The 23,105-nt window shown below is 47.1% G+C and carries 22 protein-coding genes; all 22 read left to right on the top strand.

What is annotated here, in order from left to right; genetic code table 11:
* The first annotated feature begins 55 nt into the window (after nucleotides 1–55).
* The 22 genes from ACVC9U_RS10065 (at nucleotide 56) to ACVC9U_RS09960 (ending at nucleotide 23,043) form a co-directional block, all read left to right on the top strand.
* The gene (locus ACVC9U_RS10065; RefSeq protein WP_075752783.1) at nucleotides 56–1,018 is read left to right on the top strand and encodes a polysaccharide deacetylase family protein; all 963 of its coding nucleotides are present in this window, start codon (nucleotides 56–58) and stop codon (nucleotides 1,016–1,018) included.
* 36 nt (nucleotides 1,019–1,054) lie between these two features.
* Entirely contained in the window at nucleotides 1,055–2,284 is a 1,230-nt protein-coding gene (locus ACVC9U_RS10060) for a M16 family metallopeptidase (RefSeq protein ID WP_025811414.1), read from the top strand.
* A gap of 84 nt (nucleotides 2,285–2,368) precedes the next feature.
* Nucleotides 2,369–2,629 carry a YlmC/YmxH family sporulation protein gene (locus ACVC9U_RS10055; protein WP_003181887.1) on the top strand — a complete coding sequence of 87 codons (261 nt, stop codon included), beginning with the start codon at nucleotides 2,369–2,371 and terminating at the stop codon, nucleotides 2,627–2,629.
* Nucleotides 2,630–2,773: 144 nt separating this feature from the next.
* The gene (gene dpaA, locus ACVC9U_RS10050; protein WP_075752781.1) at nucleotides 2,774–3,673 is read left to right on the top strand and encodes a dipicolinic acid synthetase subunit A; all 900 of its coding nucleotides are present in this window, start codon (nucleotides 2,774–2,776) and stop codon (nucleotides 3,671–3,673) included.
* Nucleotides 3,674–4,264, top strand: a complete 591-nt coding sequence (dpaB, locus tag ACVC9U_RS10045) for a dipicolinate synthase subunit B (RefSeq protein WP_043926412.1) — start codon at nucleotides 3,674–3,676, stop codon at nucleotides 4,262–4,264.
* Between the two features lie 126 nt (nucleotides 4,265–4,390).
* Nucleotides 4,391–5,431 carry an aspartate-semialdehyde dehydrogenase gene (asd, locus tag ACVC9U_RS10040; protein WP_025811420.1) on the top strand — a complete coding sequence of 347 codons (1,041 nt, stop codon included), beginning with the start codon at nucleotides 4,391–4,393 and terminating at the stop codon, nucleotides 5,429–5,431.
* A 90-nt stretch (nucleotides 5,432–5,521) separates the two neighbouring features.
* Nucleotides 5,522–6,736 (top strand): aspartate kinase, encoded by a 1,215-nt coding sequence (gene dapG, locus ACVC9U_RS10035; RefSeq protein ID WP_075752779.1) that lies wholly within the window; start codon nucleotides 5,522–5,524, stop codon nucleotides 6,734–6,736.
* A 30-nt stretch (nucleotides 6,737–6,766) separates the two neighbouring features.
* Entirely contained in the window at nucleotides 6,767–7,636 is an 870-nt protein-coding gene (dapA, locus tag ACVC9U_RS10030; protein WP_075752777.1) for a 4-hydroxy-tetrahydrodipicolinate synthase, read from the top strand.
* A gap of 147 nt (nucleotides 7,637–7,783) precedes the next feature.
* Nucleotides 7,784–9,448, top strand: a complete 1,665-nt coding sequence (rnjB, locus tag ACVC9U_RS10025) for a ribonuclease J2 (protein WP_075752775.1) — start codon at nucleotides 7,784–7,786, stop codon at nucleotides 9,446–9,448.
* A gap of 241 nt (nucleotides 9,449–9,689) precedes the next feature.
* On the top strand, nucleotides 9,690–10,436 hold the full coding sequence (locus ACVC9U_RS10020; protein ID WP_441390737.1) for a ClpP family protease: 747 nt from the start codon (nucleotides 9,690–9,692) through the stop codon (nucleotides 10,434–10,436).
* The gene (locus tag ACVC9U_RS10015; RefSeq protein ID WP_003181904.1) at nucleotides 10,433–10,648 is read left to right on the top strand and encodes a YlzJ-like family protein; all 216 of its coding nucleotides are present in this window, start codon (nucleotides 10,433–10,435) and stop codon (nucleotides 10,646–10,648) included. Before ACVC9U_RS10020 ends, ACVC9U_RS10015 begins: the two co-directional genes overlap by 4 nt.
* Before the next feature lie 119 nt (nucleotides 10,649–10,767).
* Nucleotides 10,768–13,116, top strand: a complete 2,349-nt coding sequence (locus tag ACVC9U_RS10010; RefSeq protein WP_075752771.1) for a DNA translocase FtsK — start codon at nucleotides 10,768–10,770, stop codon at nucleotides 13,114–13,116.
* Between the two features lie 132 nt (nucleotides 13,117–13,248).
* The gene (locus tag ACVC9U_RS10005; RefSeq protein ID WP_075752769.1) at nucleotides 13,249–13,974 is read left to right on the top strand and encodes a GntR family transcriptional regulator; all 726 of its coding nucleotides are present in this window, start codon (nucleotides 13,249–13,251) and stop codon (nucleotides 13,972–13,974) included.
* A 136-nt stretch (nucleotides 13,975–14,110) separates the two neighbouring features.
* Nucleotides 14,111–15,316 (top strand): MFS transporter, encoded by a 1,206-nt coding sequence (locus ACVC9U_RS10000; RefSeq protein WP_441390734.1) that lies wholly within the window; start codon nucleotides 14,111–14,113, stop codon nucleotides 15,314–15,316.
* Nucleotides 15,317–15,455: 139 nt separating this feature from the next.
* Entirely contained in the window at nucleotides 15,456–16,736 is a 1,281-nt protein-coding gene (gene yfmF, locus ACVC9U_RS09995; protein WP_441390732.1) for an EF-P 5-aminopentanol modification-associated protein YfmF, read from the top strand.
* The gene (gene yfmH / locus ACVC9U_RS09990; protein WP_025811427.1) at nucleotides 16,733–18,019 is read left to right on the top strand and encodes an EF-P 5-aminopentanol modification-associated protein YfmH; all 1,287 of its coding nucleotides are present in this window, start codon (nucleotides 16,733–16,735) and stop codon (nucleotides 18,017–18,019) included. Before yfmF ends, yfmH begins: the two co-directional genes overlap by 4 nt.
* A gap of 87 nt (nucleotides 18,020–18,106) precedes the next feature.
* Complete coding sequence (ymfI, locus tag ACVC9U_RS09985; RefSeq protein ID WP_075752763.1) at nucleotides 18,107–18,838, top strand: elongation factor P 5-aminopentanone reductase; 732 nt, start codon at nucleotides 18,107–18,109, stop codon at nucleotides 18,836–18,838.
* A 70-nt stretch (nucleotides 18,839–18,908) separates the two neighbouring features.
* Complete coding sequence (locus ACVC9U_RS09980; protein ID WP_075752761.1) at nucleotides 18,909–19,166, top strand: DUF3243 domain-containing protein; 258 nt, start codon at nucleotides 18,909–18,911, stop codon at nucleotides 19,164–19,166.
* Between the two features lie 247 nt (nucleotides 19,167–19,413).
* The gene (locus ACVC9U_RS09975) at nucleotides 19,414–20,205 is read left to right on the top strand and encodes a YmfK family protein (RefSeq protein ID WP_003181917.1); all 792 of its coding nucleotides are present in this window, start codon (nucleotides 19,414–19,416) and stop codon (nucleotides 20,203–20,205) included.
* 17 nt (nucleotides 20,206–20,222) lie between these two features.
* Nucleotides 20,223–21,125, top strand: coding sequence for a helix-turn-helix domain-containing protein (locus ACVC9U_RS09970; RefSeq protein WP_075752759.1), 903 nt, complete (start codon nucleotides 20,223–20,225; stop codon nucleotides 21,123–21,125).
* A gap of 66 nt (nucleotides 21,126–21,191) precedes the next feature.
* Nucleotides 21,192–21,773: a CDP-diacylglycerol--glycerol-3-phosphate 3-phosphatidyltransferase gene (gene pgsA, locus ACVC9U_RS09965; protein ID WP_441390728.1), complete on the top strand. Its 582-nt coding sequence runs from the start codon at nucleotides 21,192–21,194 to the stop codon at nucleotides 21,771–21,773.
* Nucleotides 21,774–21,792: 19 nt separating this feature from the next.
* The gene (locus ACVC9U_RS09960) at nucleotides 21,793–23,043 is read left to right on the top strand and encodes a competence/damage-inducible protein A (RefSeq protein WP_075752755.1); all 1,251 of its coding nucleotides are present in this window, start codon (nucleotides 21,793–21,795) and stop codon (nucleotides 23,041–23,043) included.
* Nucleotides 23,044–23,105: the final 62 nt, after the last annotated feature.

The following is a 23,105-nucleotide window of genomic DNA, read 5'->3' as shown; positions in this document are numbered from 1 at the left end:
TCCGGTTCTATCTTGTCCTTTTCTCACATATTTTGTGGGGAAGGGAGGAATACAATTGAAAAGAACGATTGTTCGTGTTTCCGTTTTTTTCTTTCTTTTGCTGATGTCCTATCAGATGATGAACCGTCCGTATTCACAACATTACATAGATGCGATGAAAAAAGATGCGGTCACGGTTGCCGCTCAGAAGGACGAATTGTACCAGGAGCTTTTGCAAAAAGCGCCTGAATATGAAGTAAAGGCCCAGAATGCGAAAATTGATCAAATATGGAAAGCGATGCCCGGCTACAACGGCTTAAAAGTAAACATCGAAAAATCGTACAAAAAAATGAAACGGGCCGGAGCATTTGATGAGAAGCTGCTCGTTTATGATCAAGTGAAACCTGACGTTCATTTAGAATCCTTAAAGCCTGAGCCGATCTACCGCGGACACCCGGATAAACCGATGGTCTCGTTTATTATCAATGTCGCTTGGGGCAATGAATATTTGCAAGAGATGCTTCCCGTTTTAGAAAAGCATCGTGTCAAAGCCACCTTTTTTTTGGAGGGCAGATGGGTGAAACATCATCCCGAGCTCGCAAAAGCCATCCAAAACGGCGGGCATGAAATCGGAAACCATTCATACAATCATCCGGATATGAGCAAACTGACGAGAGAACGTATTTCAGAACAGCTGCGGATGACAAATGAACAAATAGAGGAAACGCTCGGCGTCAAGCCGAAATGGTTCGCCCCGCCGAGCGGCAGCTTCCGCAAAGAGGTTGTGGATCAGGCTCACAAGATGGGGATGGGAACGATCATGTGGACAGTTGATACGATCGATTGGCAGAAACCGCAGCCGGCCGTCTTACAGCAACGGGTATTAAGCAAAGTACATAACGGCGCCATGATATTAATGCATCCGACAGATCCAACTGCAAAAAGTCTTGCCGTTTTGATACAGAACCTTCATGAAAAAGGCTATCAAATCGGAACTGTCTCACAGCTGATGAATGAAAAAAGGCTTGTTGAAGAATAGGATGTGCGGCCCGTTCTTTGAATAGGAGGAACAAATTTGATTAAACGGTATACTTGTCAAAATGGGGTAAGAATCGTATTCGAAAACAATCCCACTGTCCGGTCTGTGGCCATCGGAGTTTGGATTGGAACCGGATCAAGACATGAAACACCTGAAATTAACGGTATTTCGCACTTTCTTGAGCACATGTTTTTCAAAGGGACTAAAACGCGCACTGCAAGGGACATCGCAGAGTCTTTCGACAGAATCGGCGGACAGGTCAACGCGTTTACCTCAAAGGAATATACGTGCTATTACGCCAAAGTTCTCGATGAGCATGCAAGCTATGCTCTGGAAGTGCTTTCTGACATGTTCTTTCATTCATCATTTGACGAGGAAGAATTGAAAAAAGAAAAAAACGTCGTCTATGAAGAGATTAAAATGTATGAGGACACGCCTGACGACATCGTCCACGATCTCTTGAGCAAAGCGTCATTCGGCAGCCATTCCCTCGGTTATCCGATCCTTGGCACAGAGGAAACGCTTGCTGAATTTGACGGAGATTCGCTCAGAAAATATATGGACGAATATTACACGCCTGACCGTGTCGTCATTTCGATAGCCGGAAATGTGCCGGAAGCTTTTATAAAAGAAGCTGAAAAGCATTTCGGCTCATATGAAGCCAAAGGCAAAAGAACCGGCATGACAAAACCGGATTTTCACCATGAGAAAATGACGCGCAAAAAAGAAACCGAACAGGCTCATCTCTGCCTCGGCTTCAACGGGCTGGAAGCAGGCCACCCGGAAATCTACGATTTGATCGTTCTCAATAATATTTTGGGAGGGAGCATGAGCAGCCGCCTCTTTCAGGATGTCCGGGAAGATAAAGGTCTTGCATATTCCGTGTTCAGCTACCACACTTCCTATGAAGACAGCGGCATGATGACGATCTACGCCGGAACCGGCGCAAATCAGCTTCAGCTTCTGTCAGAAACGATTCATGAAACACTGCGCGTGCTGAAAAGCGACGGAATCACACCGAAAGAGCTTGAAAACAGCAAAGAGCAAATGAAAGGCAGCCTGATGCTCAGTCTCGAAAGCACAAACAGCAAAATGAGCCGCAACGGCAAAAATGAGCTTTTGCTCGGCAAACACCGGACGCTTGATGAAATCATCGAAAAGTTGAATGCCGTCAGCCTCGAGCGTGTGAACAATCTTGCCAACCGGATTTTCACCGATGATTACTCGTCTGCATTGATCAGCCCTTCGGGTGAGCTGCCGAAATAATGCCTCGTTAAAACATGCTTGTCTTTTTAGGCAGGCATGTTTTTTGTTATCGGTTCATACATCATAACAAAAGGGGGTTTTTTCATGAGGCTGAGTGAACTTTCGGGAAAAGAAATCGTCGATGTTAAGCGGGCCGAACGGCTCGGCGTACTGGGGCAGACGGATCTTGAGATCAATGAGCAGGACGGACAGATTACCGCTCTTATCATCCCTTCTGTTAAATGGTTCGGACTTGGCAGAAAACAGGGGAATGACATCAAGGTGCCCTGGTCGCAGATTCAAAAAATCGGATCGGATATGATCATTTTGGATGTGCCGGAAAGCAGCGTGACAAAAGAAGAATAAGCAAGGCTGGAAGGACCCGCCCGTCCCTTGAGGCGGGCTTTTTGTTTTTCTGGATTTCAATTCACCGCTATTTCCTTTTTGTCATATGATGAAATTAGCTTATGAATTAGATCCTTGTCAAAAAAGAAGGTGAATGTTAGAGCCATGTTAACCGGATTGACGATTGCAATCATCGGCGGCGATGCAAGGCAGCTCGAGATCATCCGCAAGCTGACGGAACAGGATGCAAAGGTCTTTTTAATCGGTTTTGACCAGCTTGATCACGGGTTTACCGGAGCTACAAAACTAAAGCTGAACGAACTTGACTTTGGCGCAATAGACAGCATTATTCTGCCTGTATCGGGCACATCGATGGAAGGGACGGTTGCGACTGTTTTTTCCAATGAAAAAGTGGTGTTAAAACAGGAACATTTAGAAAAAACCCCGCCTCACTGTGCGATTTACTCAGGGATTTCAAATCAGTATTTAGACGGCATGGCCAAAGGGGCGAACCGCCGTCTTGTCAAGCTCTTTGAAAGAGACGATATTGCGATTTACAACTCGATACCTACAGTCGAAGGTGCCATTATGATGGCCATACAGCATACAGACTTTACGATTCACGGCTCGAATGTGATGGTTCTCGGGCTCGGGCGGACGGGAATGAGCATTAGCCGGACGTTCTCGGCGCTCGGCGCACGCGTAAAAGTCGGAGCGCGCGACTCCGCCCACCTCGCCAGAATCTTGGAGATGGGCCTCACTCCTTTCCACACAAACGAACTTGCAGAGCATGTTGAAAATATCGACATTTGCATCAATACCATTCCAAGCCTGATTCTCGATAAACACGTCCTCTCACGAATGACACCCAGAACATTAATTCTCGATTTAGCAACCCGTCCCGGAGGCACCGATTTTGATTTTGCCGAAAAGCAAGGCATTAAAGCGCTGCTTGCTCCGGGACTTCCCGGGATCGTCGCGCCTAAAACGGCGGGACAGATCATTGCCAATGTTTTGTGCAACCTTTTGTCTGAATTAACAACTGACCGAAAGGGGCTGTCATAAATGTCGATCAAAGGAAAAAGAATCGGATTTGGTCTGACGGGTTCACATTGCACGTATGATGCCGTATTTCCGCAAATCGAAGCGCTGATCAACAAAGGAGCTGAAGTCAGACCGGTCGTCACGCATACTGTTAAGTCGACGGACACACGCTTTGGAGAAGGGGAAGAATGGGTTAGGAGAATAGAGGAACTGACTGGATTTAAAGTCATTGATTCCATTCCGAAAGCGGAGCCTCTCGGACCGAAAACTCCGCTGGACTGCATGGTTGTTGCGCCGCTGACGGGAAATTCGATGAGCAAGCTCGCAAACGCCCAGACGGACAGTCCGGTTCTCATGGCGGCTAAGGCGACGATGAGAAACTCCCGTCCCGTCGTCCTCGGCATTTCAACGAATGACGCGCTCGGCTTGAACGGCGTCAACTTGATGAGGCTGATGGCGGCAAAAAACGTTTACTTTATTCCGTTCGGCCAGGATGATCCTTATAAAAAGCCGAATTCGCTCGTCGCCAAAATGGATCTTTTAGTGCCGGCGGTCGAAGAAGCGCTCTCCCATAAACAAATGCAGCCTATCCTGGTCCACAATGATCAATAAATCTTTTGAAAATAAAGTTGTAACAAAAAATATCAATCACCACGGCACACATCTATGTTAAAATAAAATGTAAAATGCATAGTCAACCAATCGTTTACGACGATTAAGGTGGAAGGAGTTTTACAATTGGGCAGAGGATTACATGTAGCAGTAGTTGGTGCGACAGGCGCTGTAGGACAGCAAATGTTAAAAACACTAGAAGACAGGAATTTTGAACTGGATAAACTGACTTTATTATCCTCAAAACGTTCAGCAGGTACGAAGCAGACTTTCAAAGGCGAAGAGTACACTGTAGAAGAAGCTCGTCCAGAGAGTTTTGAAGGCGTCAACATCGCGCTTTTCAGCGCGGGGGGAAGCGTTTCGCAGGCGCTTGCTCACGAGGCTGTCAAACGCGGGGCGATCGTCATTGATAATACGAGCGCGTTCCGGATGGACCAAAACACTCCGCTCGTCGTACCTGAGGTCAATGAGGCAGATTTGCACAAGCACAACGGCATTATTGCAAATCCGAACTGTTCAACAATCCAGATGGTTGTTGCGCTCGAACCGATCCGCAAGGCTTTCGGTTTAAACAAAATCATCGTGTCGACTTATCAGGCGGTGTCGGGAGCCGGAAACGAAGCGGTAAAAGAGCTCTACGGGCAAACCGAAGCCATTTTGAACGACAAACCGTTCGAGCCTGAGATCATGCCGGTGAAGAGTGATGAAAAACACTACCAAATCGCATTTAACGCTATTCCTCAAATCGATAAATTCCAGGAAAACGGCTTTACGTTTGAGGAAATGAAAATGATAAATGAAACGAAAAAAATCATGCACATGCCTGAGCTTCAAGTTTCAGCCACATGTGTCAGACTGCCGGTTGCAACAGGGCATTCAGAATCCGTCTACATCGAAACAGACCGTGATGATGTGACAGCAGAAGATATTAAAAATCTGTTAAAAGAAGCTCCAGGCGTCGTTCTGCAGGATGATCCGGCTGAACAGGTCTATCCGATGCCTGCAGATGCAGTAGGGAAAAGAGACGTGTTTGTCGGCCGGGTGAGAAAAGACCTCGACCGCCCGAACGGTTTCCATCTGTGGATCGTTTCCGACAACCTGCTGAAAGGCGCAGCATGGAATTCCGTACAAATCGCAGAAAGCCTAAAAGCTTTAAATTTAGTTTAAGATTTCTAACGGGATGTGAGAAGAGAGTGAGGCAAAAATGAAAGCCTGCTCTCTTCTGTTACGTCCGAAATCAACTTGGAGTGAAATAAAGTGAAAATCATCGTTCAAAAATTCGGCGGAACGTCTGTAAAAGATGACCGCGGCAGAAAGCTTGCCTTAAGCCATATTCAGGAAGCGGTCAATGAAGGATACAAAGCGGTTGTCGTCGTATCGGCCATGGGCCGGAAAGGCGATCCGTATGCGACTGATTCATTGCTTGATCTGCTTTACGGCGGACAGGATACTATTACCGAGCGCGAGCAGGATATGCTTTTATCATGCGGAGAAACGATTTCCTCTGTTGTGTTCGCCAGCATGCTTTTGGAAAACGGGATTAAAGCAGCTGCTTTAACCGGTGCGCAAGCGGGCTTTTTAACGGACAACAACCATACGAATGCAAAGATTCTCGAAATGAAGCCGGAGCGGCTTGTCAGCATGCTGGCCGACCATGATGCGGTTGTCGTCGCAGGATTCCAAGGTGCGACTGCAAAAGGGGACATCACAACGATCGGCCGCGGCGGAAGCGATACATCGGCCGCGGCGCTCGGCGCGGCGCTGGACGCGGAATTTATCGATATTTATACAGATGTCGAAGGCGTCATGACCGCTGATCCGCGCATCGTTGAAAAAGCGAAGCCGCTGCCTATGATTACCTATACGGAAATCTGTAATTTAGCCTATCAGGGGGCCAAGGTGATCCACCCGAGAGCCGTTGAAATCGCAATGCAGGCGAAAGTGCCGATCCGCGTGCGTTCAACCTATTCAAACGAGACGGGTACGCTCGTCACAAGCCATCACAACTCAAAAGCCGGAAGCGACGTTTTTGAGCGGCTTATCACAGGCATCGCCCATGTGAAAGACGTGACACAGTTTAAAGTCCCGGCAAAAGAAGGACAATATAACGTACAGACTGAAGTGTTTAAAGCGATGGCGAATGCCGGCATCAGCGTCGACTTCTTCAATATTACACCAAGTGAAATTGTCTACACGGTGGCTGGAAACATGACCGACCGCGCCTCTGGCATCCTGAAAGAATTAGGCTATGAACCGGCCGTGACGAGAAACTGCGCGAAAGTGTCAGCAGTTGGCGCGGGAATTATGGGCGTTCCGGGCGTTACCTCAAAAATCGTTACCGCTTTATCAGAAAAAGGCATTCCGATCTTGCAGTCTGCTGACAGCCATACGACGATATGGGTGCTCGTGCACGAGAAAAATATGGCGACGGCCGTGAATGCGCTGCATGAAGTGTTTGAACTGTCAAAATAAATATGATTGAATCATGATGAGGTGAAAAAAATGAATTTCGGAAATATCGCAACCGCAATGGTTACGCCCTTTGACAAAAATGAAAATATCGATTTTCAAAAACTGTCAAAGCTGATCGATTATTTAATAAACAATGGGACAGATTCCCTGGTTGTTGCCGGAACAACCGGAGAATCGCCGACGCTTTCCGAAGAAGAAAAGGTAGCGCTCATTCAATATTCCGTTAAGGAAGCGGCAGGCCGCGTCCCGATCATCGCCGGCACGGGAAGCAATAACACGAAAGCGTCGATCAAGCTGACGAAAAAAGCTGAAGAAGCCGGCGCTGACGCCGTCATGCTCGTCACTCCGTACTACAACAAGCCTTCTCAGGAAGGCATGTACCGCCATTTCAGAGCGATTGCGGAGGAAACGTCACTGCCTGTCATGCTTTATAATGTACCGGGAAGAACGGCTGCTTCGCTCGCACCGGAAACGACGATCCGCCTTGCGGAGATCCCGAATATCATTGCGATTAAAGAAGCGAGCGGCGACTTAGATGCGATGACAAAAATCGTAGCTGAAACCCCTGAGGACTTTGCCGTTTATTCAGGAGATGACAGCCTGACACTGCCGGCGCTGTCCGTAGGAGCGAGAGGAATCGTTTCCGTTGCATCACACATCATCGGACCGGAAATGCAGGAAATGATCAAACATTATACAGAGGGGAACACGGCTCAGGCTGCTTTGATTCATCAAAAGCTGCTTCCGCTGATGAAAGGGCTTTTTGCCGCACCGAATCCGTCTCCATTAAAGACGGCTCTTCAGCTGAAGGGTCTTGACGTCGGGTCCGTCCGGCTCCCTTTGATTCCGCTAAATGAAGATGAACGACTCCGTTTAAGCAGCCTGATGAACGGCCTGTAAAAAACAATACGGACGAAAACGGTCATTCTCTTTTGGAGGGGATGACCGTTTGTCATATACATAATGGTTCTTGTTTTCTAAATTTAGATTCAGGTATAATAGGGACAAGTGATGATGGACGGGTACTTAGATTAGGAGGATTACAATTTGAAAAAAAATACAGAAAATATTAGAATCATCGCCTTAGGAGGCGTCGGAGAGATCGGAAAAAACCTTTATGTCATTGAAATCGATTCTGACATATTCGTGGTTGACGCCGGTCTCATGCATCCAGAAAATGAAATGCTGGGTATCGATGTGGTCATTCCTGACATTTCATATTTAATTGAACGATCTGACCGCGTAAAGGCGATTTTTCTCACACACGGGCATGAGGAAAACATCGGCGGCGTATTTTACTGCCTGAACAAACTTTCTGTGCCTGTTTACGGAACGAAGCTGACGCTCGCCCTTTTAAAGGAAACGCTGAAGCAGTACGGTGTAAACAAAAAGCCCGATTTAAGAGAAATTCATTCAAAATCCGTTATTACATTTGAATCAACAAAAGTGTCATTCTTTAAAACAAATCACAGCATTCCGGATTCCGTCGGTGTCAGCTTTAAAACATCCCTCGGATCCATCGTGTGCACAGGCGATTTTAAATTTGACCAGACACCTGTTTTAAACCAGACAAGCGACATCGGCGAAATTGCCAAAATCGGCAACAGCGGTGTGCTGTGTCTGCTTTCCGACAGTGCCAATGCTGAGAAACCGGGCTATACGCCTTCAGAAGCAGTCGTCGGCGGAGAGATATCCGATGTGATGTACAATGCTGAAAACCGCGTCATTATTGCCGTGTTCGCGTCTAACTTTAACCGGATTCAGCAGGTCATTGATGCCGCGCTCCAAAACGGCAGGAAGCTTGCGGTTTCAGGAAAAAATATTTCGTCGATACTCCAGCTGGCGATGAAACTCGGGTATGTCACGGCAGATGAGGATCTGTTCATCCCTGTCCAGGAAGTTAAAAAGTATCCGAAAAGAGAAGTCGCGATTTTGACAGGGGACAACCATGGAGAGCCGCTCGCCGCATTGACCAGGATCGCAAAACAAGGGCATAAGCAGCTCGACATTGAGAAAGGGGATACCGTCCTGATCGCATCCTCCCCTATTCCAGGTCAGGAGCTTGTCTACTCCAAAGCGGTCGACCTCTTAACAAGAGCGGGCGCGCAGGTCGTATTCGCCCAAAAACGCGTCCATGTATCAGGCCATGGCTGTCAGGAAGAACTGAAGCTGATGCTCAACTTGCTGAAGCCGAAGTATTTAATCCCAGTAAACGGTGAATACAGAATGCAAAAAGCGCATTCCAAGCTTGCCGAAGAAATCGGCATGAAACGGAGCGACATTTTCCTGATTGAAAAAGGAGACGTCGTGGAATTCCGCGGACAAAACGTGAAAATCGGCGATAAAGTGCATTCAGGCAATATTTTGATCGATGGACTCGGTGTCGGCGACATCGGCAATATCGTGCTCAGAGACCGCCGTCTTCTGTCCCAGGACGGAATCTTAATCGTTGTGATTACCCTTGATAAAAAGAAAAAACATCTTGTATCAGGACCCGAAATTATCACGAGAGGTTTTGTCTATGTCAGAGAATCTGAACAGCTGATCGTTGAAGCGACGGAACTTGTCAGGGAACTCGTCAATGAAAGCACAGAAAACGCCGTCGTCGAATGGTCCGCCTTAAAACAGGCGATGCGTGACGCATTAAACCAGTTCCTATACGAAAAAACGAAACGAAAACCAATGATCATTCCAATCATCATGGAAGTATAAAACCAAGAGATTTCTCTTGGTTCAGATTGTTGACAAAATCCCAAAACGACTTTTAGTTTTGGGATTTTGTCATCCTTTCAGCGTGATTGAAAACCCTTTCAGGCCTGACAACGAATGCGAGGGTTTGTCGACACGCTGAAACCAAGAGACTCCTCTTGGTTTTTTTTCATCCCTTTTGCGTTGAATGAAAAAAACGCCATTGTCCATAATACAAAAGAAACTCGAGAAAGAGGTGAGCCAGATGGACTCAAACCGGATACAAAACGGGGACAGCCAGGGGGAGCAGCCGGCTAAGCCGGACGCAAAAGACAATCTAGTCAACAAAATCCAGCAGCTCGGCGAAACGACACTTCCGCAAATGGGTCAGGATACCAACATTCACTGTCTGACCATTATCGGGCAAATTGAAGGTCACGTACAGCTTCCTCCCCAAAATAAAACAACAAAATATGAACATGTGATTCCCCAGATCGTTGCAGTAGAGCAGAATCCTAAAATCGAAGGGCTGCTCATCATCTTAAACACGGTCGGAGGAGACGTTGAAGCGGGCCTTGCGATTGCGGAAATGCTGGCGTCTCTGTCAAAGCCGACGGTCTCTATCGTGCTGGGCGGCGGACATTCAATCGGAGTTCCAATTGCGGTGTCCTGCGACCACAGCTATATCGCTGAAACAGCGACGATGACGATCCATCCGGTCAGACTGACAGGGCTTGTCATCGGTGTGCCGCAGACATTTGAGTATCTCGATAAAATGCAGGAAAGGGTCATCAATTTCGTGACAAGTCATTCGAACATATCGGAAGACAAATTTAAAGAACTGATGTTTTCAAAAGGCAATTTGACCCGCGATATCGGGACGAATGTCGTAGGAAAGGATGCCGTTAAATACGGATTAATCGATGAAACCGGCGGAGTCGGACAGGCGATTCAAAAGCTGAATGAATTAATCGAACAAAACAAGGGCGCCCAGGAAGGGGTGATCCAATGATTCTGTATACGACAATGCCGCAGGAAATCGTGTTCGCAGGGCAGGCGGAAAATTCGAACTTAAAACAGATCGATGTCAACGGCGTACCCCTTTTAGTCGAAATGAACGGAGAGGAAGCAAGAGTCGTCCAAGTTCTCAGCACGAACCCGATGGATTTTTTAAAACAAGAAACAGCACCTGGGCAGACGCTTAAACTGACATTTTATAAATAGCTGAAGTGTCGCAAGGATAAATATGCTATAATAGGGGAATCCAGAGGAAAATCGCAGCCGAAAAAAGGCTGCTTTCTCTTTGTTTTTACATTTTTTAACACGCAGTAAGGTGATGGAACATGGCAAAAAGAAAACGAAAATCAACAAAGAAACAAAAACAAGGAAAAAAACGGATTCATCTTAAATTTGAATTGTACGGATTAATCTGTATCGCCATCTCGATTATTGCAGTTTTGCAGCTTGGCGTAGCAGGGCAAACGTTCATTTACATGTTCCGCTTTTTCGCCGGTGAATGGTTCATCCTTTGCTTTCTCGGCCTCTTTTTAACGGGCGTGTCTTTATTTTGGAAGAAAAAAACACCCAGTTTTTTGACGAGGAGAAAAGCGGGCCTTTACTGCATCATCGCAAGCATGCTGCTTCTTTCCCATGTCCAGCTGTTTCAGCATTTGACCGAAAGGGGAATCGTTCAGTCTCCGAGCGTGATCCAAAATACGTGGGAGCTGTTTCTGATGGATGTAAAAGGCGAGACAGGAACACCTGATCTTGGAGGCGGAATGATTGGAGCCGTTTTGTTTGCGGCGTCATACTTTCTGTTTGCATCTGCAGGGTCTAAAATCATCGCCGTCTTCCTGATCTTGATCGGCCTTCTTTTGATTACGGACCGTTCGCTGCAGGAGACGCTGATCAAATGGATGACCCCGGTCGCGTCCTTCATTAAAAACCAGTGGCAGGCCTTTTTAGCAGACATGAAACAATTGAAAAGCAGCTCGCCCAAAAAGAAATCAGGAAAAAAACAAAAGGCGCAGAGAAAACCGAAAGTGTCTGAAGAGCCTGTACAAGAAGCGGAGCTTGATCCAGATCCGGTGATTCAGTCAGAACCGATTATTTCAAGCTTTTCCGACCGTGATGAAAAGCCCGAAGTTCAAGCGTACGAAGCTCAGGCGCCTGCCCCTGCCGAGCATTCTCCTGAGCCTGAAGCCAGTGAGGACATGCAGGCTACAGCCGCGCCCGAGATCACGTTCACAGAGCTTGAAAACAAGGATTATCAGCTTCCGTCAATTCAATTGCTCGATGAGCCGAAGCACACAGGGCAGCAGGCGGATAAAAAGAATATTTACGACAATGCCAGGAAGCTGGAAAAGACGTTTCAAAGCTTCGGAGTTAAGGCGAAAGTCACCCAGGTTCATCTCGGCCCGGCCGTGACGAAATATGAAGTCTATCCTGATGTGGGCGTCAAAGTCAGCAAAATTGTCAATTTAAGTGATGACTTGGCTCTTGCGCTCGCGGCCAAAGATATCCGCATCGAAGCCCCGATTCCCGGAAAATCGGCGATTGGAATCGAAGTTCCGAATGCGGAAGTCGCGATGGTTTCCTTGAAAGAAGTGCTCGAATCGAAACTGAATGACCGCCCGGATGCAAAGCTGATGATCGGCCTCGGCCGGAACATTTCCGGAGAAGCTGTATTGGCAGAACTGAACAAAATGCCCCATCTTCTTGTTGCAGGAGCGACAGGAAGCGGGAAAAGCGTCTGTGTCAACGGGATTATTACAAGCATTTTGATGAGGGCAAAGCCCCACGAAGTGAAGATGATGATGATTGACCCGAAAATGGTCGAGCTCAACGTCTACAACGGGATTCCGCATTTGCTCGCGCCCGTCGTGACAGACCCGAAAAAAGCATCGCAGGCTTTGAAGAAAGTCGTCAATGAAATGGAGCGGCGCTACGAATTGTTTTCTCACACGGGAACGAGAAATATCGAAGGGTATAACGACTATATTAAACGGATGAATGCCGCAGAAGAAGCAAAGCAGCCGGAGCTGCCATATATCATTGTGATCGTGGACGAGCTCGCCGACTTGATGATGGTCGCTTCCTCTGATGTGGAAGACTCGATCACAAGGCTTTCGCAAATGGCCAGGGCGGCGGGAATCCATCTGATCATCGCGACGCAGCGGCCTTCGGTCGATGTCATAACAGGGGTCATTAAAGCCAATATTCCGTCAAGGATCGCTTTCAGCGTATCGTCACAGACCGACTCCAGAACGATTCTTGACATGGGAGGCGCTGAAAAACTTCTCGGCAGAGGGGACATGCTGTTCTTGCCTGTCGGCGCCAACAAACCGCTTCGCGTTCAAGGGGCCTTCCTGTCAGACGAAGAAGTTGAAAAAGTTGTCGATCATGTCATCAGCCAGCAAAAAGCCCAATACCAAGAAGAAATGATTCCAGAAGAGACGCAGGAAACGGTCAGCGAAGTGACAGACGATCTTTACGACGAAGCGGTTGCGCTTGTCGTCAGCATGCAGACGGCGTCCGTGTCCATGCTGCAAAGAAGATTCCGCATCGGCTACACAAGAGCGGCGCGGCTTATCGATGCTATGGAAGAGCGGGGAATCGTCGGCCCTTATGAAGGTTCAAAACCCCGTGAAGTCCTCTTGTCAAAAGAGCAATACGAAGAACTCTCTTCTTGAGAAGAGAGTTCTTGTTTTACATAATTTCATTATGTAAACTGGAAAACGTCTATTTATTTATTTGACAAAACATGATATAGTTATCCTCAATTAAAGATAATTTGAATCTGATCTGTCAGACGGAGGGAAAACATGTCGATAAAAGCTGACAATCAACGGTTATGTTTAAAAGTGATTGATCGGATAAAAGATGATATTCAAAATGGGGTCTTTTGCGAGAATGAACGGCTCCCGTCTGAGTTTGAGCTATCAAGGATGCTTGGTGTGAGCAGAACGGCTTTGCGTGATGCGCTTAGAATGCTGGAAGAAGAAAACGTCATCATCAGAAGGCATGGAGTCGGACATTTTGTAAATGCCAGACCGTTATTTCTATCTGGTATTGAGCAGCTGAACAGCGTCACAAAAATGATCGAGCAGGCAAGCATGACACCGGGAACCATTTTTATGTCTTCACAGGTTACCGCTCCTACCGAAGAAGATATGCTCCGGTTTCAATATGCGGAAGAAACCGAGATCTTTTTGCTTGAGCGGGTGAGAACGGCAAATGGAATGCCTGTTGTCTACTGTCTTGATAAAATACCTGTGGATATCCTCCCGGAAGGCTTTTCACACGAGCAGGAATCGATGTTTGAATGGCTTGAGGACAAATCCGGCGCCGTGATCAGCTATGCTGTTGCCGATATTGTGCCGATCGGGTATCACGACACCATTTCTCAAATTCTCGAATGCGATCCTGAAACATCTTTGCTTCTGCTCAAACAGACTCATTATGACCAAAACGATAAGCCCGTTTTATATTCTTTAAACTATTTTCGGGCCGATAAATTCAGATTTCACGTCGTCAGAAAACGTTTTTGATATACGGGCGCTCGATTAGGAGCGGCTGTTTTTTTTTGCCCATTAGCGCCCATACATAAATAAGCCCGCATCACGGAACAATAACAGATGGAAATACTGATGAATTGGGTGAAAAAAGTTGAGCAGAAAAAAAGACATGAAAAGCATTGTTGCGCTGTCTTCGGTCCCGCTTGTGATGACGCTAGGCAATTCGATGCTGATTCCGGTTTTGCCGGTGATCGAAAAAAAATTAAACATTTCTTCGTTCCAAGTGTCGCTGATCATCACGGTTTACTCAATCGTGGCGATTTTATGCATCCCGATTACCGGCTATATGTCAGACCGGTTCGGAAGAAAAAAGATCATGCTCCCATGTCTTGTGATCGCGGGAGCTGGAGGAGCTCTGGCAGGTTTGGCTTCAACTTTTTTCAAAGATCCGTTTGCGATGATTTTAGCCGGGCGCGTTCTTCAAGGAATCGGATCAGCCGGCGCAGCGCCGATCGTCATGCCGTTTATCGGCGATCTTTTTCAAAATGATGAAGAAATCAGCGCGGGACTCGGAGATATAGAGACGGCCAATACTGCCGGTAAAGTATTAAGCCCGATATTAGGGGCTTTTTTAGCATCTTGGGTTTGGTACATGCCATTTTGGTTTATTCCGGTCGTGTCTCTCGCGAGCTTTTTTCTCGTCTTGTTCTTTGTTCCCAAACCGAATGACAAAGATGATGAAAAGCAAACATTAAAAAACTTCGCAAAAAACGTACAGGAGATATTTAAACGGGAAGGACGATGGCTTGTTTCCATTTATGTCATCGGCGGGATCATTATGTTTCTTTTATTCGGGGTTCTCTTCTACCTGTCGGATACTTTGGAGAAGCAGCATCAAATTGACGGGATTGCAAAAGGAGCGCTTCTCAGCATTCCGCTGCTTTTCCTTTCCGTCAGCTCCTACCTTGCCGGAAAGCTAATCGGAAACGACAAAATCAGGATGAAGGCCTGCGTACTGACCGGCATGGTCCTGCTGTCTCTGTCGTTTGCCGGTTTGTGGTGGAACCACAGCTTTTACCCGCTGTTTTTATTTATGTCCATCGGCGGTATCGGGATCGGGATTGCACTCCCTTCTTTGGATGCGCTGATTACCGAGGGAATTGAAAAAGAAGAACGCGGCACGATATCTTCGTTTTACAACAGTATGCGGTTTATCGGGGTTGCGCTCGGACCGCCGGTTTTCGCCTATATGATGACAAATGCGGATTGGCTGATATTCATCGTATCGCTTTTGTGCGGTTTAGCCGCCTTAGCGCTTGTGCTGTTTAATATCGACCCGAAAGAAGACGAAAGTGAAGCGGCAAAGACGGTGTAAATCTGCACCGTCTTTTTGATAAGGTTTTTAGTTTCCTTAAATCTCCTCCAGTTGATATAATTACAACCATACAGTCCAAGCGCATATGCTGAAATGTGGTCATAATACATAATATAAACAAGGACGAAGGAGGTTCTATATGACATACCTTAACGAAATAAAAGGAAAGCACCGCGGATTGACAAGCCACATCGTCAAAACGGAAAAATTCAAAACCGTCTCGATTATTTTTAAAATGCTTGCTCCTTTAACAAAGGAGGATGTGACAGAGAGGGCGCTTTTTCCGCATGTGCTTTTGCGGGGAACGGGCACCCGCCCCAAAACTTCAGAACTCAGAACGTATCTTGATGAACTTTACGGCACTTCCGTATCATGCGACCTCTCCAAAAAAGGGGAAATGCATGTCATTACATTCAGGCTCGATATCGCAAACGAAAAATTTTTAAAGGATCAGACACCGCTTCTGGAAAAAGGGCTCGAGCTTTTATCAGAGATCATTTTTTCGCCGGCGCTTGAAGACGGGTCCTTTCTGCCGCTGTACGTGTCTCAGGAAAAACGCACACTAAAGCAAAGAATACAGGCGGTTTATAACGACAAAATGCGCTATTCAAATTTGAGGCTGATTCAGGTGATGTGCAAAGATGAGCCATACGCGCTTCACGTCAACGGAGAGCTTGATGATGTAGACGACATCACGTCTCAAAGCCTGTATGAAGCTTATCAAAAAGCGGTCACAGAAGACCAGCTCGACATTTATGTCGTTGGAGATGTGGATGAACAGCAGGTGAATTCGTACATTTCCAAATACTTCGAAGTAAACGAGCGCGAGCTGAGAACCGTTCCCAAGCTTGAGCAAATCCGCGCAAAGGAGCCTCAGGAAGTCGTCGAGGATGCGGATGTCAAGCAAGGCAAGCTGAACATGGGATTTCGGACGGGAACGTATTTTACGGATGATGATTATCCGGCGCTTCAGCTGTTTAACGGCTTGTTTGGCGGATTTTCACATTCAAAGCTGTTTATTAATGTCAGGGAAAAGGCCAGCCTTGCCTATTATGCGGCTTCCAGAATCGAAAGCTTTAAAGGGCTGTTGATGGTGATGTCGGGGATTGAAGTCGGCAATTATCAAAAAGCCGTCGACATCATCAAGGAGCAGTTCCAGGAAATGAAAAAAGGCAGCTTTACAGAAGAAGCGATCGACCAGACGAAAGCCGTCATTAAAAACCAGATTCTTGAAACGCTTGATACACCGTACGGCTTAGTCGAATTTATTTATCAGCAGGCTGCCGCCCAAACCGAATTTTCCCTGGAAGACTGGCTGGGACGAATCGACAACGTCACAAAAGACGAGATCATCGAAGTCGGGAAGAAAATCGATTTGGATACAACGTACTTTCTCAAAGGGACGGAGGGAGCATCTTGACGAAAACGATCGAATTTAAACAGCTGAAGGAAACATTATATTACGAAAAAATGCCTGGCGGCCTCGATGTCTATGTTCTTCCGAAAGAAGGATTTAACAAGACATATGCGGTCTTTACGACAAAATACGGATCGATTGACAATCAGTTTGTCCCGCTCGGAAAAGAAGAAATGGTCCGTGTGCCTGACGGAATCGCACACTTTTTGGAGCATAAGCTCTTCGAAAAAGAAGACGGCGATGTTTTTCAGCAATTCAGCAGGCAGGGAGCTTCGGCAAATGCGTTTACCTCCTTCACAAGAACGGCCTACCTGTTTTCGAGCACGTCCAACGTGGAAGAAAACTTGGAAACGCTCGTCGATTTTGTGCAGGACCCTTACTTTACGGAAAAAACGGTTGAGAAGGAAAAAGGCATCATCGGACAGGAAATCAACATGTATGACGACAACCCAGACTGGCGTCTGTTTTTCGGCTTGATCGAAAACATGTACCAGGAGCATCCTGTCCGGATTGATATCGCAGGCACGATCGAAAGCATCTCTCATATTACAAAAGACCTTTTGTACGAATGCTATGAGACGTTCTATCACCCGAGCAATATGCTGCTGTTTGTCGTCGGTCCGGTCGATCCCGAGGCGATCATCCGCCAGGTCCGCGAAAACCAGCAGAAAAAGCCGTATACAGACCAGCCTGAAATCGTCCGCAAAGAAGTTAAAGAGCCTGGAGCCGTATTCAAAAAAGAACAGGAAATTAAAATGAATGTTCAAAGCTCAAAATGCCTCGTCGGTTTAAAAAGCGCTCATCCGATGAATACGGGAGAAGCCCTGCTGAAGCATGAGCTGACCATCAACCTCATCCTTGAGTGCCTGTTCGGCAAAAGCTCCAGCGATTATGAAAGAATTTATGAAAAAGGGTATATCGATGAGACATTCAGCTATGACTATACTGAAGAACACGGATTTGGCTTCGTCTCTGTCGGCGGTGATACGCCTGAGCCCGACAAGCTTGCCGAGGAGCTGAAACAAGTGCTGTTCAAGGCGAAAGAAACGATCACAGCCGAAAAGCTGGAGCTGGCTAGAAAGAAAAAAATCGGCAATTTCTTAAAATCGATGAATTCGCCTGAGTATATCGCCAACCAGTTTACACGGTACGCTTTTCTGGAGACGAGTCTGTTTGATATCGTCACCGTACTCGAATCGATTACGCTTGAGGACGTTCACCGCGTCATCCAGGAAGAAATCGAAGAAGACAGAATCACCGTCTGCAAAGTCGTTCCAAAATCATAAAGCAAGGTCTGAAAGTTCAGCGTGTCAGGACATTTTCCGATGCACGCTGAACCTTTCTTCTTTTTAACGGAAAGGTGGAAACATAGTATGACAAAACTCGCTCTTATCACCGGTGCAAGCGGCGGAATCGGGCAAAGCATCAGCGAAAAGCTGGCGCAAAACGGGTATGATCTTCTCCTCCATTACCATACAAATGAGCAGGCAGCCGCAGCACTTGCAGAAAGGCTGTCACATACATACGGCATTCACGCCGAAATCATTCACGGCGACCTGTCCGATCCCGGCGGCGCAAAAGCCGTTTCCGCTTCCATCGGCGGGCGGGCGCTTGACGGCATCGTCTTAAACAGCGGTCAAAGCTTCCGCGGGCTTGTGACAGACATGACTGATGAGGCTGTGCAGGACATGGTGCAGCTCCATGTCTCAAGCCCGTTTCTGCTGACGAGGAATCTGCTGCCGGCGATGATCAGGAAAAAATCCGGCGCAATTGTAGCCGTCAGCTCTATTTGGGGTGAAACAGGGGCGTCGTGCGAAGTTTTATACAGCATGACAAAAGGCGCGCAAAATGTGTTTGTCAAAGCCCTCGCAAAAGAACTTGCGCCTAGCGGCATCAGAGTCAACGCCGTTTCTCCGGGCGCTGTGAAAACAAAGATGATGGGCTCGTTTTCAAAAGAGGAAGAAGAGATGATCGCCGATGAGATTCCGATGGGAAGGCTCGCCGAAGCCGAAGAGGTTGCGGACGCCGTGCTGTTTCTGCTCTCTGCTAAGGCATCTTATATCACGGGTCAAATTTTGTCAGTTAATGGCGGCTGGCATTGTTAAAAACATGTATAGTTTGCGGTTCCCCAGAGAATAATAAGGCTGTAACTTCAAGAGAATGGAGGGGCCTGATATGTCCGTACTGGATAATTGGGATCAGTGGAAAAACTTTTTGGGCGACCGTTTGAACTATGCCCAAGAAAGAGGAATGTCAAACGAAACCATCTCAGATCTCGCATATGAGATCGGCGATTATTTGGCCGGTGAGGTTGATTCAAAAAACCATCAAGAACGAGTGCTCGCGGACCTTTGGAGCGTGGCTTCAGAAGAAGAGCAGCGCGCCATTGCGAATGTGATGGTTAAGCTTGTTGAAAACAACAGCTCGCATTAAGGAGAGAGTGTGTTCACTCTCTCTTTTTTATAGGCGCGGCTTTGTCGGCGGCACCGCTTTTGTTGTTTGCTTTCCACCCCGATAGGGTAAACATCATCCAGGCGCTGTTACAGCAGGTTTTTCCCGATTCTGGGAAACGGACGTTTTTCTTATTTAATCACAACATTCTGCTTTCTAATTGAGACAAAATGCTTTATGATAAAGGAAGGTAAATTTTTGCCACGATGATGGGTAGGGAGGTTATCATTTGGCAAAGCTCGAATGGTACTTAGAATATGAAATACAAGTCAACCGTCCCGGACTTCTGGGAGATATATCCTCTTTATTGGGGATGCTTTCAATTAATATTGTGACCATTAACGGCGTCGATACTCAAAGAAGAGGCCTCTTGTTAAAATGCCGTCATATAGATCAGATTAAGCGACTGGAATCGATTCTGAACACGATGGATACGATTAAAGTGACGAAGCTCCGCGAGCCGAAGCTTCGTGACCGTCTCGCTGTAAGGCACGGCCGCTATATCCAGCGGGATGCAGACGATAAAAAAACATTCCGGTTTGAACGCGACGAGCTTGGCTTGCTTGTCGATTTTATGGCTGAGCTGTTTAAAAAAGACGGGCACAAGCTGATCGGGATCAGGGGAATGCCCCGCGTCGGCAAGACGGAATCAATTGTCGCTTCAAGCGTCTGTGCAAGCAAAAGGTGGCTTTTTGTTTCTTCGACACTGCTGAAGCAAACGATCAGAAGCCAGCTGATTGCCGATGAGTACAGTCCGGAGAATGTTTTCATTTTGGACGGCATTGTGTCGACGAGAAGAGGATCTGAACGCCATTTGCAGCTCGTCAGTGAGATCATGCGGCTGCCGGCGACCAAAGTTGTCGAGCATCCGGACATTTTCGTGCAAAATACGGAATATACGATGGACGATTTTGATTACATCATCGAATTGCGTAACAGCCCCGATGAGGTGATTACATATGAACATGCTGAAGAACCGCAGATGTTTGACCATTCAGGTTTTTCCGGCTTTGATTTTTAAAATGGAAGGTGTTTGTTGTGACTGAACTAGGAAATCGGCTGAAAGAAGCCAGAGAGGAAAAAGGGATGTCATTGGACGATCTTCAGGCGGCCACAAAGATCCAGAAAAGGTATTTAACGGCCCTTGAAGAAGGAAACTATGATATCATTCCGGGAAAATTTTATGTGCGGGCTTTTATCAAGCAGTACGCCGAAGCTGTCGGCCTCGACTCGGAGCTCTTGTTTGAAGAGTTTAAAAAAGATATCCCTAATTCTTACAATGATGAGGTTTCTGAGAAGCTTTCTTCAATCAAGCCGCAGAGAGAGCTGCCCAAGTCTGCCTCAAAAGCGCTTGAACTTTTGCCTACCCTGCTTGTGGCAGCCGGCGTTATCGTTGTGATCGCGATCATTTACGTCATCGTTCAGGCTGTAAACGGCGGAGGCAACCAGCAGGCTGAAGAGCCTAAGACAGAGGAATCGCAAAGCAAGTATGACGTCTCAAAAGATTCCCCGCTGACAAAGGGAAATCAACAGAACACGGATGCGCAGAAAGACAGCGCTGAAGGCGACAAAGAAAAAAAGGATCAGCAGTCTGATGAGAACGACAAGCTGACCATGAAAGCGACCGCAAGCGAAGGCTCTTCCACAACTTATGAAGTATCAGGATCCGACAAGCTGGAGCTTGAAGTAAAGGCAAACGAAAACTCATGGGTCAGGGTGCGCGACGAGAAAGGAAGCTCCCTTAAAGAAGGAATGATGAAAAAAGGAGAAACCTTTCAAAAGAATATTACCGATCAATCGCAAATTGATTTGCGGATCGGATATGCGCCGGGCGTTGAAATTAAAATCAACGGAGAAGTTCTTTCTTACAAGCTCGATCCTAAGACTGTGATGACACAAAACATAACGATTCAAAATAAAAAGGAGGAAAAGTCATCTTAATTGCACAGATGACTTTTTCTTGCGTTCATCATCAATAGGAAAACATACATATCTGGAGGAACCTTTATGTTTAATCTACCGAATAAAATCACGCTTTCTAGAATCGCATTAATTCCTGTTTTTATGGTCATCATGCTTGTGCCGTTTCACTGGGGGGCTGTCTCCTTCGGCAGCGAGTCGATTCCGGTCACCCATTTGATCGGCGCACTGTTGTTTATTTTTGCTTCTGTCACCGATTGGGTTGACGGCTATTATGCGAGAAAGCTGAACCTTGTCACAAACTTTGGAAAATTTCTTGACCCGCTTGCAGACAAGCTGCTCGTGTCTTCCGCTTTAATTATTCTGGTGCATTACCATCTTGCTCCGGCCTGGATGGCCATTGTCATTATCAGCCGGGAATTTGCCGTAACGGGACTGCGGCTCGTCCTTGCGGGAACAGGGGAAGTTGTCGCGGCCAACATGCTTGGAAAAGTGAAAACATGGGCTCAGATCATCGCTATCTCTGCTCTTTTGCTTCACAATCTTCCATTTGAGCTTGTATCCTTCCCGTTCGGCTCGCTTGCTTTATGGGTGGCTGTCTTTTTCACAGTCGTATCAGGATGGGAATATTTCGCTAAAAACTGGGATGCTTTAAAAACATCGAACTAAACGTGGGGAAGTGGAAACAATGAAGTTGGAAAGAAAAGCGGAAATTATCGCTGTCGGTTCTGAGCTTCTGCTCGGACAAATCGCTAATACAAATGCTCAGTTTATCAGCAGGCATTTGGCCGAAATCGGCATTAACGTCTTTTATCACACGGCGGTGGGAGACAACCCGGAACGCCTTAAACAAGTGATTCAGACAGCACAGCAAAGGTCTGACTTCATCATTTTTTCGGGAGGCCTTGGACCGACGAAAGACGATTTGACAAAAGAAACGATCGCTGAAGTTGTCGGGCGCCCTCTTCAGCTCGACGATGAAGCCTTCGAATCGATTCAGGATTACTTCAAAAAAACGAACCGGGAGATGTCGCCGAACAACCGCAAACAGGCGCTGATCCTCGAAGGATCCGATGTTCTGCCGAACCGCTTCGGGATGGCGCCGGGAATGCTGCTTGAGCATGAATCGCGCTTTTATATGCTCCTGCCGGGACCTCCGAAAGAGCTGGAGCCGATGTTTGAAAACGAAGCGAAGCCGCTGATTTTGGAAAAGCTCGGCTCGAAGGAAAAGATCGTGTCAAGGGTGCTGCGGTTCTTCGGCATCGGAGAATCCCAGCTTGAAACCGATTTGGAAGATCTCATCGATGCGCAGACTAATCCGACAATCGCCCCGCTTGCGGCCGACGGGGAAGTCACGCTCAGACTCACGGCAAAGCATGCGGATCCGGAGGAGACAAACCGCTTGTTAAAAGAAACGGAAGACCTCATCATGGAGCGGGTCGGAGAGTTCTTTTACGGGTATGATGATACATCGCTTGCAGAAGAGCTTGCGAAAGCATGCAGGAGCAAGGGAATGACCCTGGCTGCTGCGGAAAGCTTTACAGGCGGGCTTTTTTCCAGCTGGCTGACGGAAATGAGCGGCGCTTCGGAATATTTCAAAGGCGGCGCCGTCTGCTACACAAACGAATTGAAAGTTTCAGCGGCCGGCGTTGCCGAAGACACGCTGCAGCGCTACGGTGCGGTCAGCGCGCAATGTGCAAAAGAACTCGCCGCAGGCATCAGAGTCAAAACAGGAAGCGATATCGGCATCAGCTTTACTGGAGTAGCCGGGCCGAATACGCAAGAAGGCCATCCGGCAGGAAAGGTGTTTATCGGCATCTCCGTGAAGGACCAGGCTGAAGAAGCGTTCGAATTTCAGTTCGCCGGATCCAGGTCTGCGGTGCGAAAGCGTTCTGCCAAATACGGCTGCCATCTGTTGCTGAAAATGATGGAAAAATAAGCGGAAACCGGATTTTCGGAATATCTTTCTTATGAAAAAGGTCATTCCATTTTAGGAGATCG

This window comes from Bacillus sp. GM2, from assembly GCF_056155945.1.
Note: the sequence above shows the minus strand (reverse complement) of the source record. Positions and strands in the feature narration are given on the sequence as shown.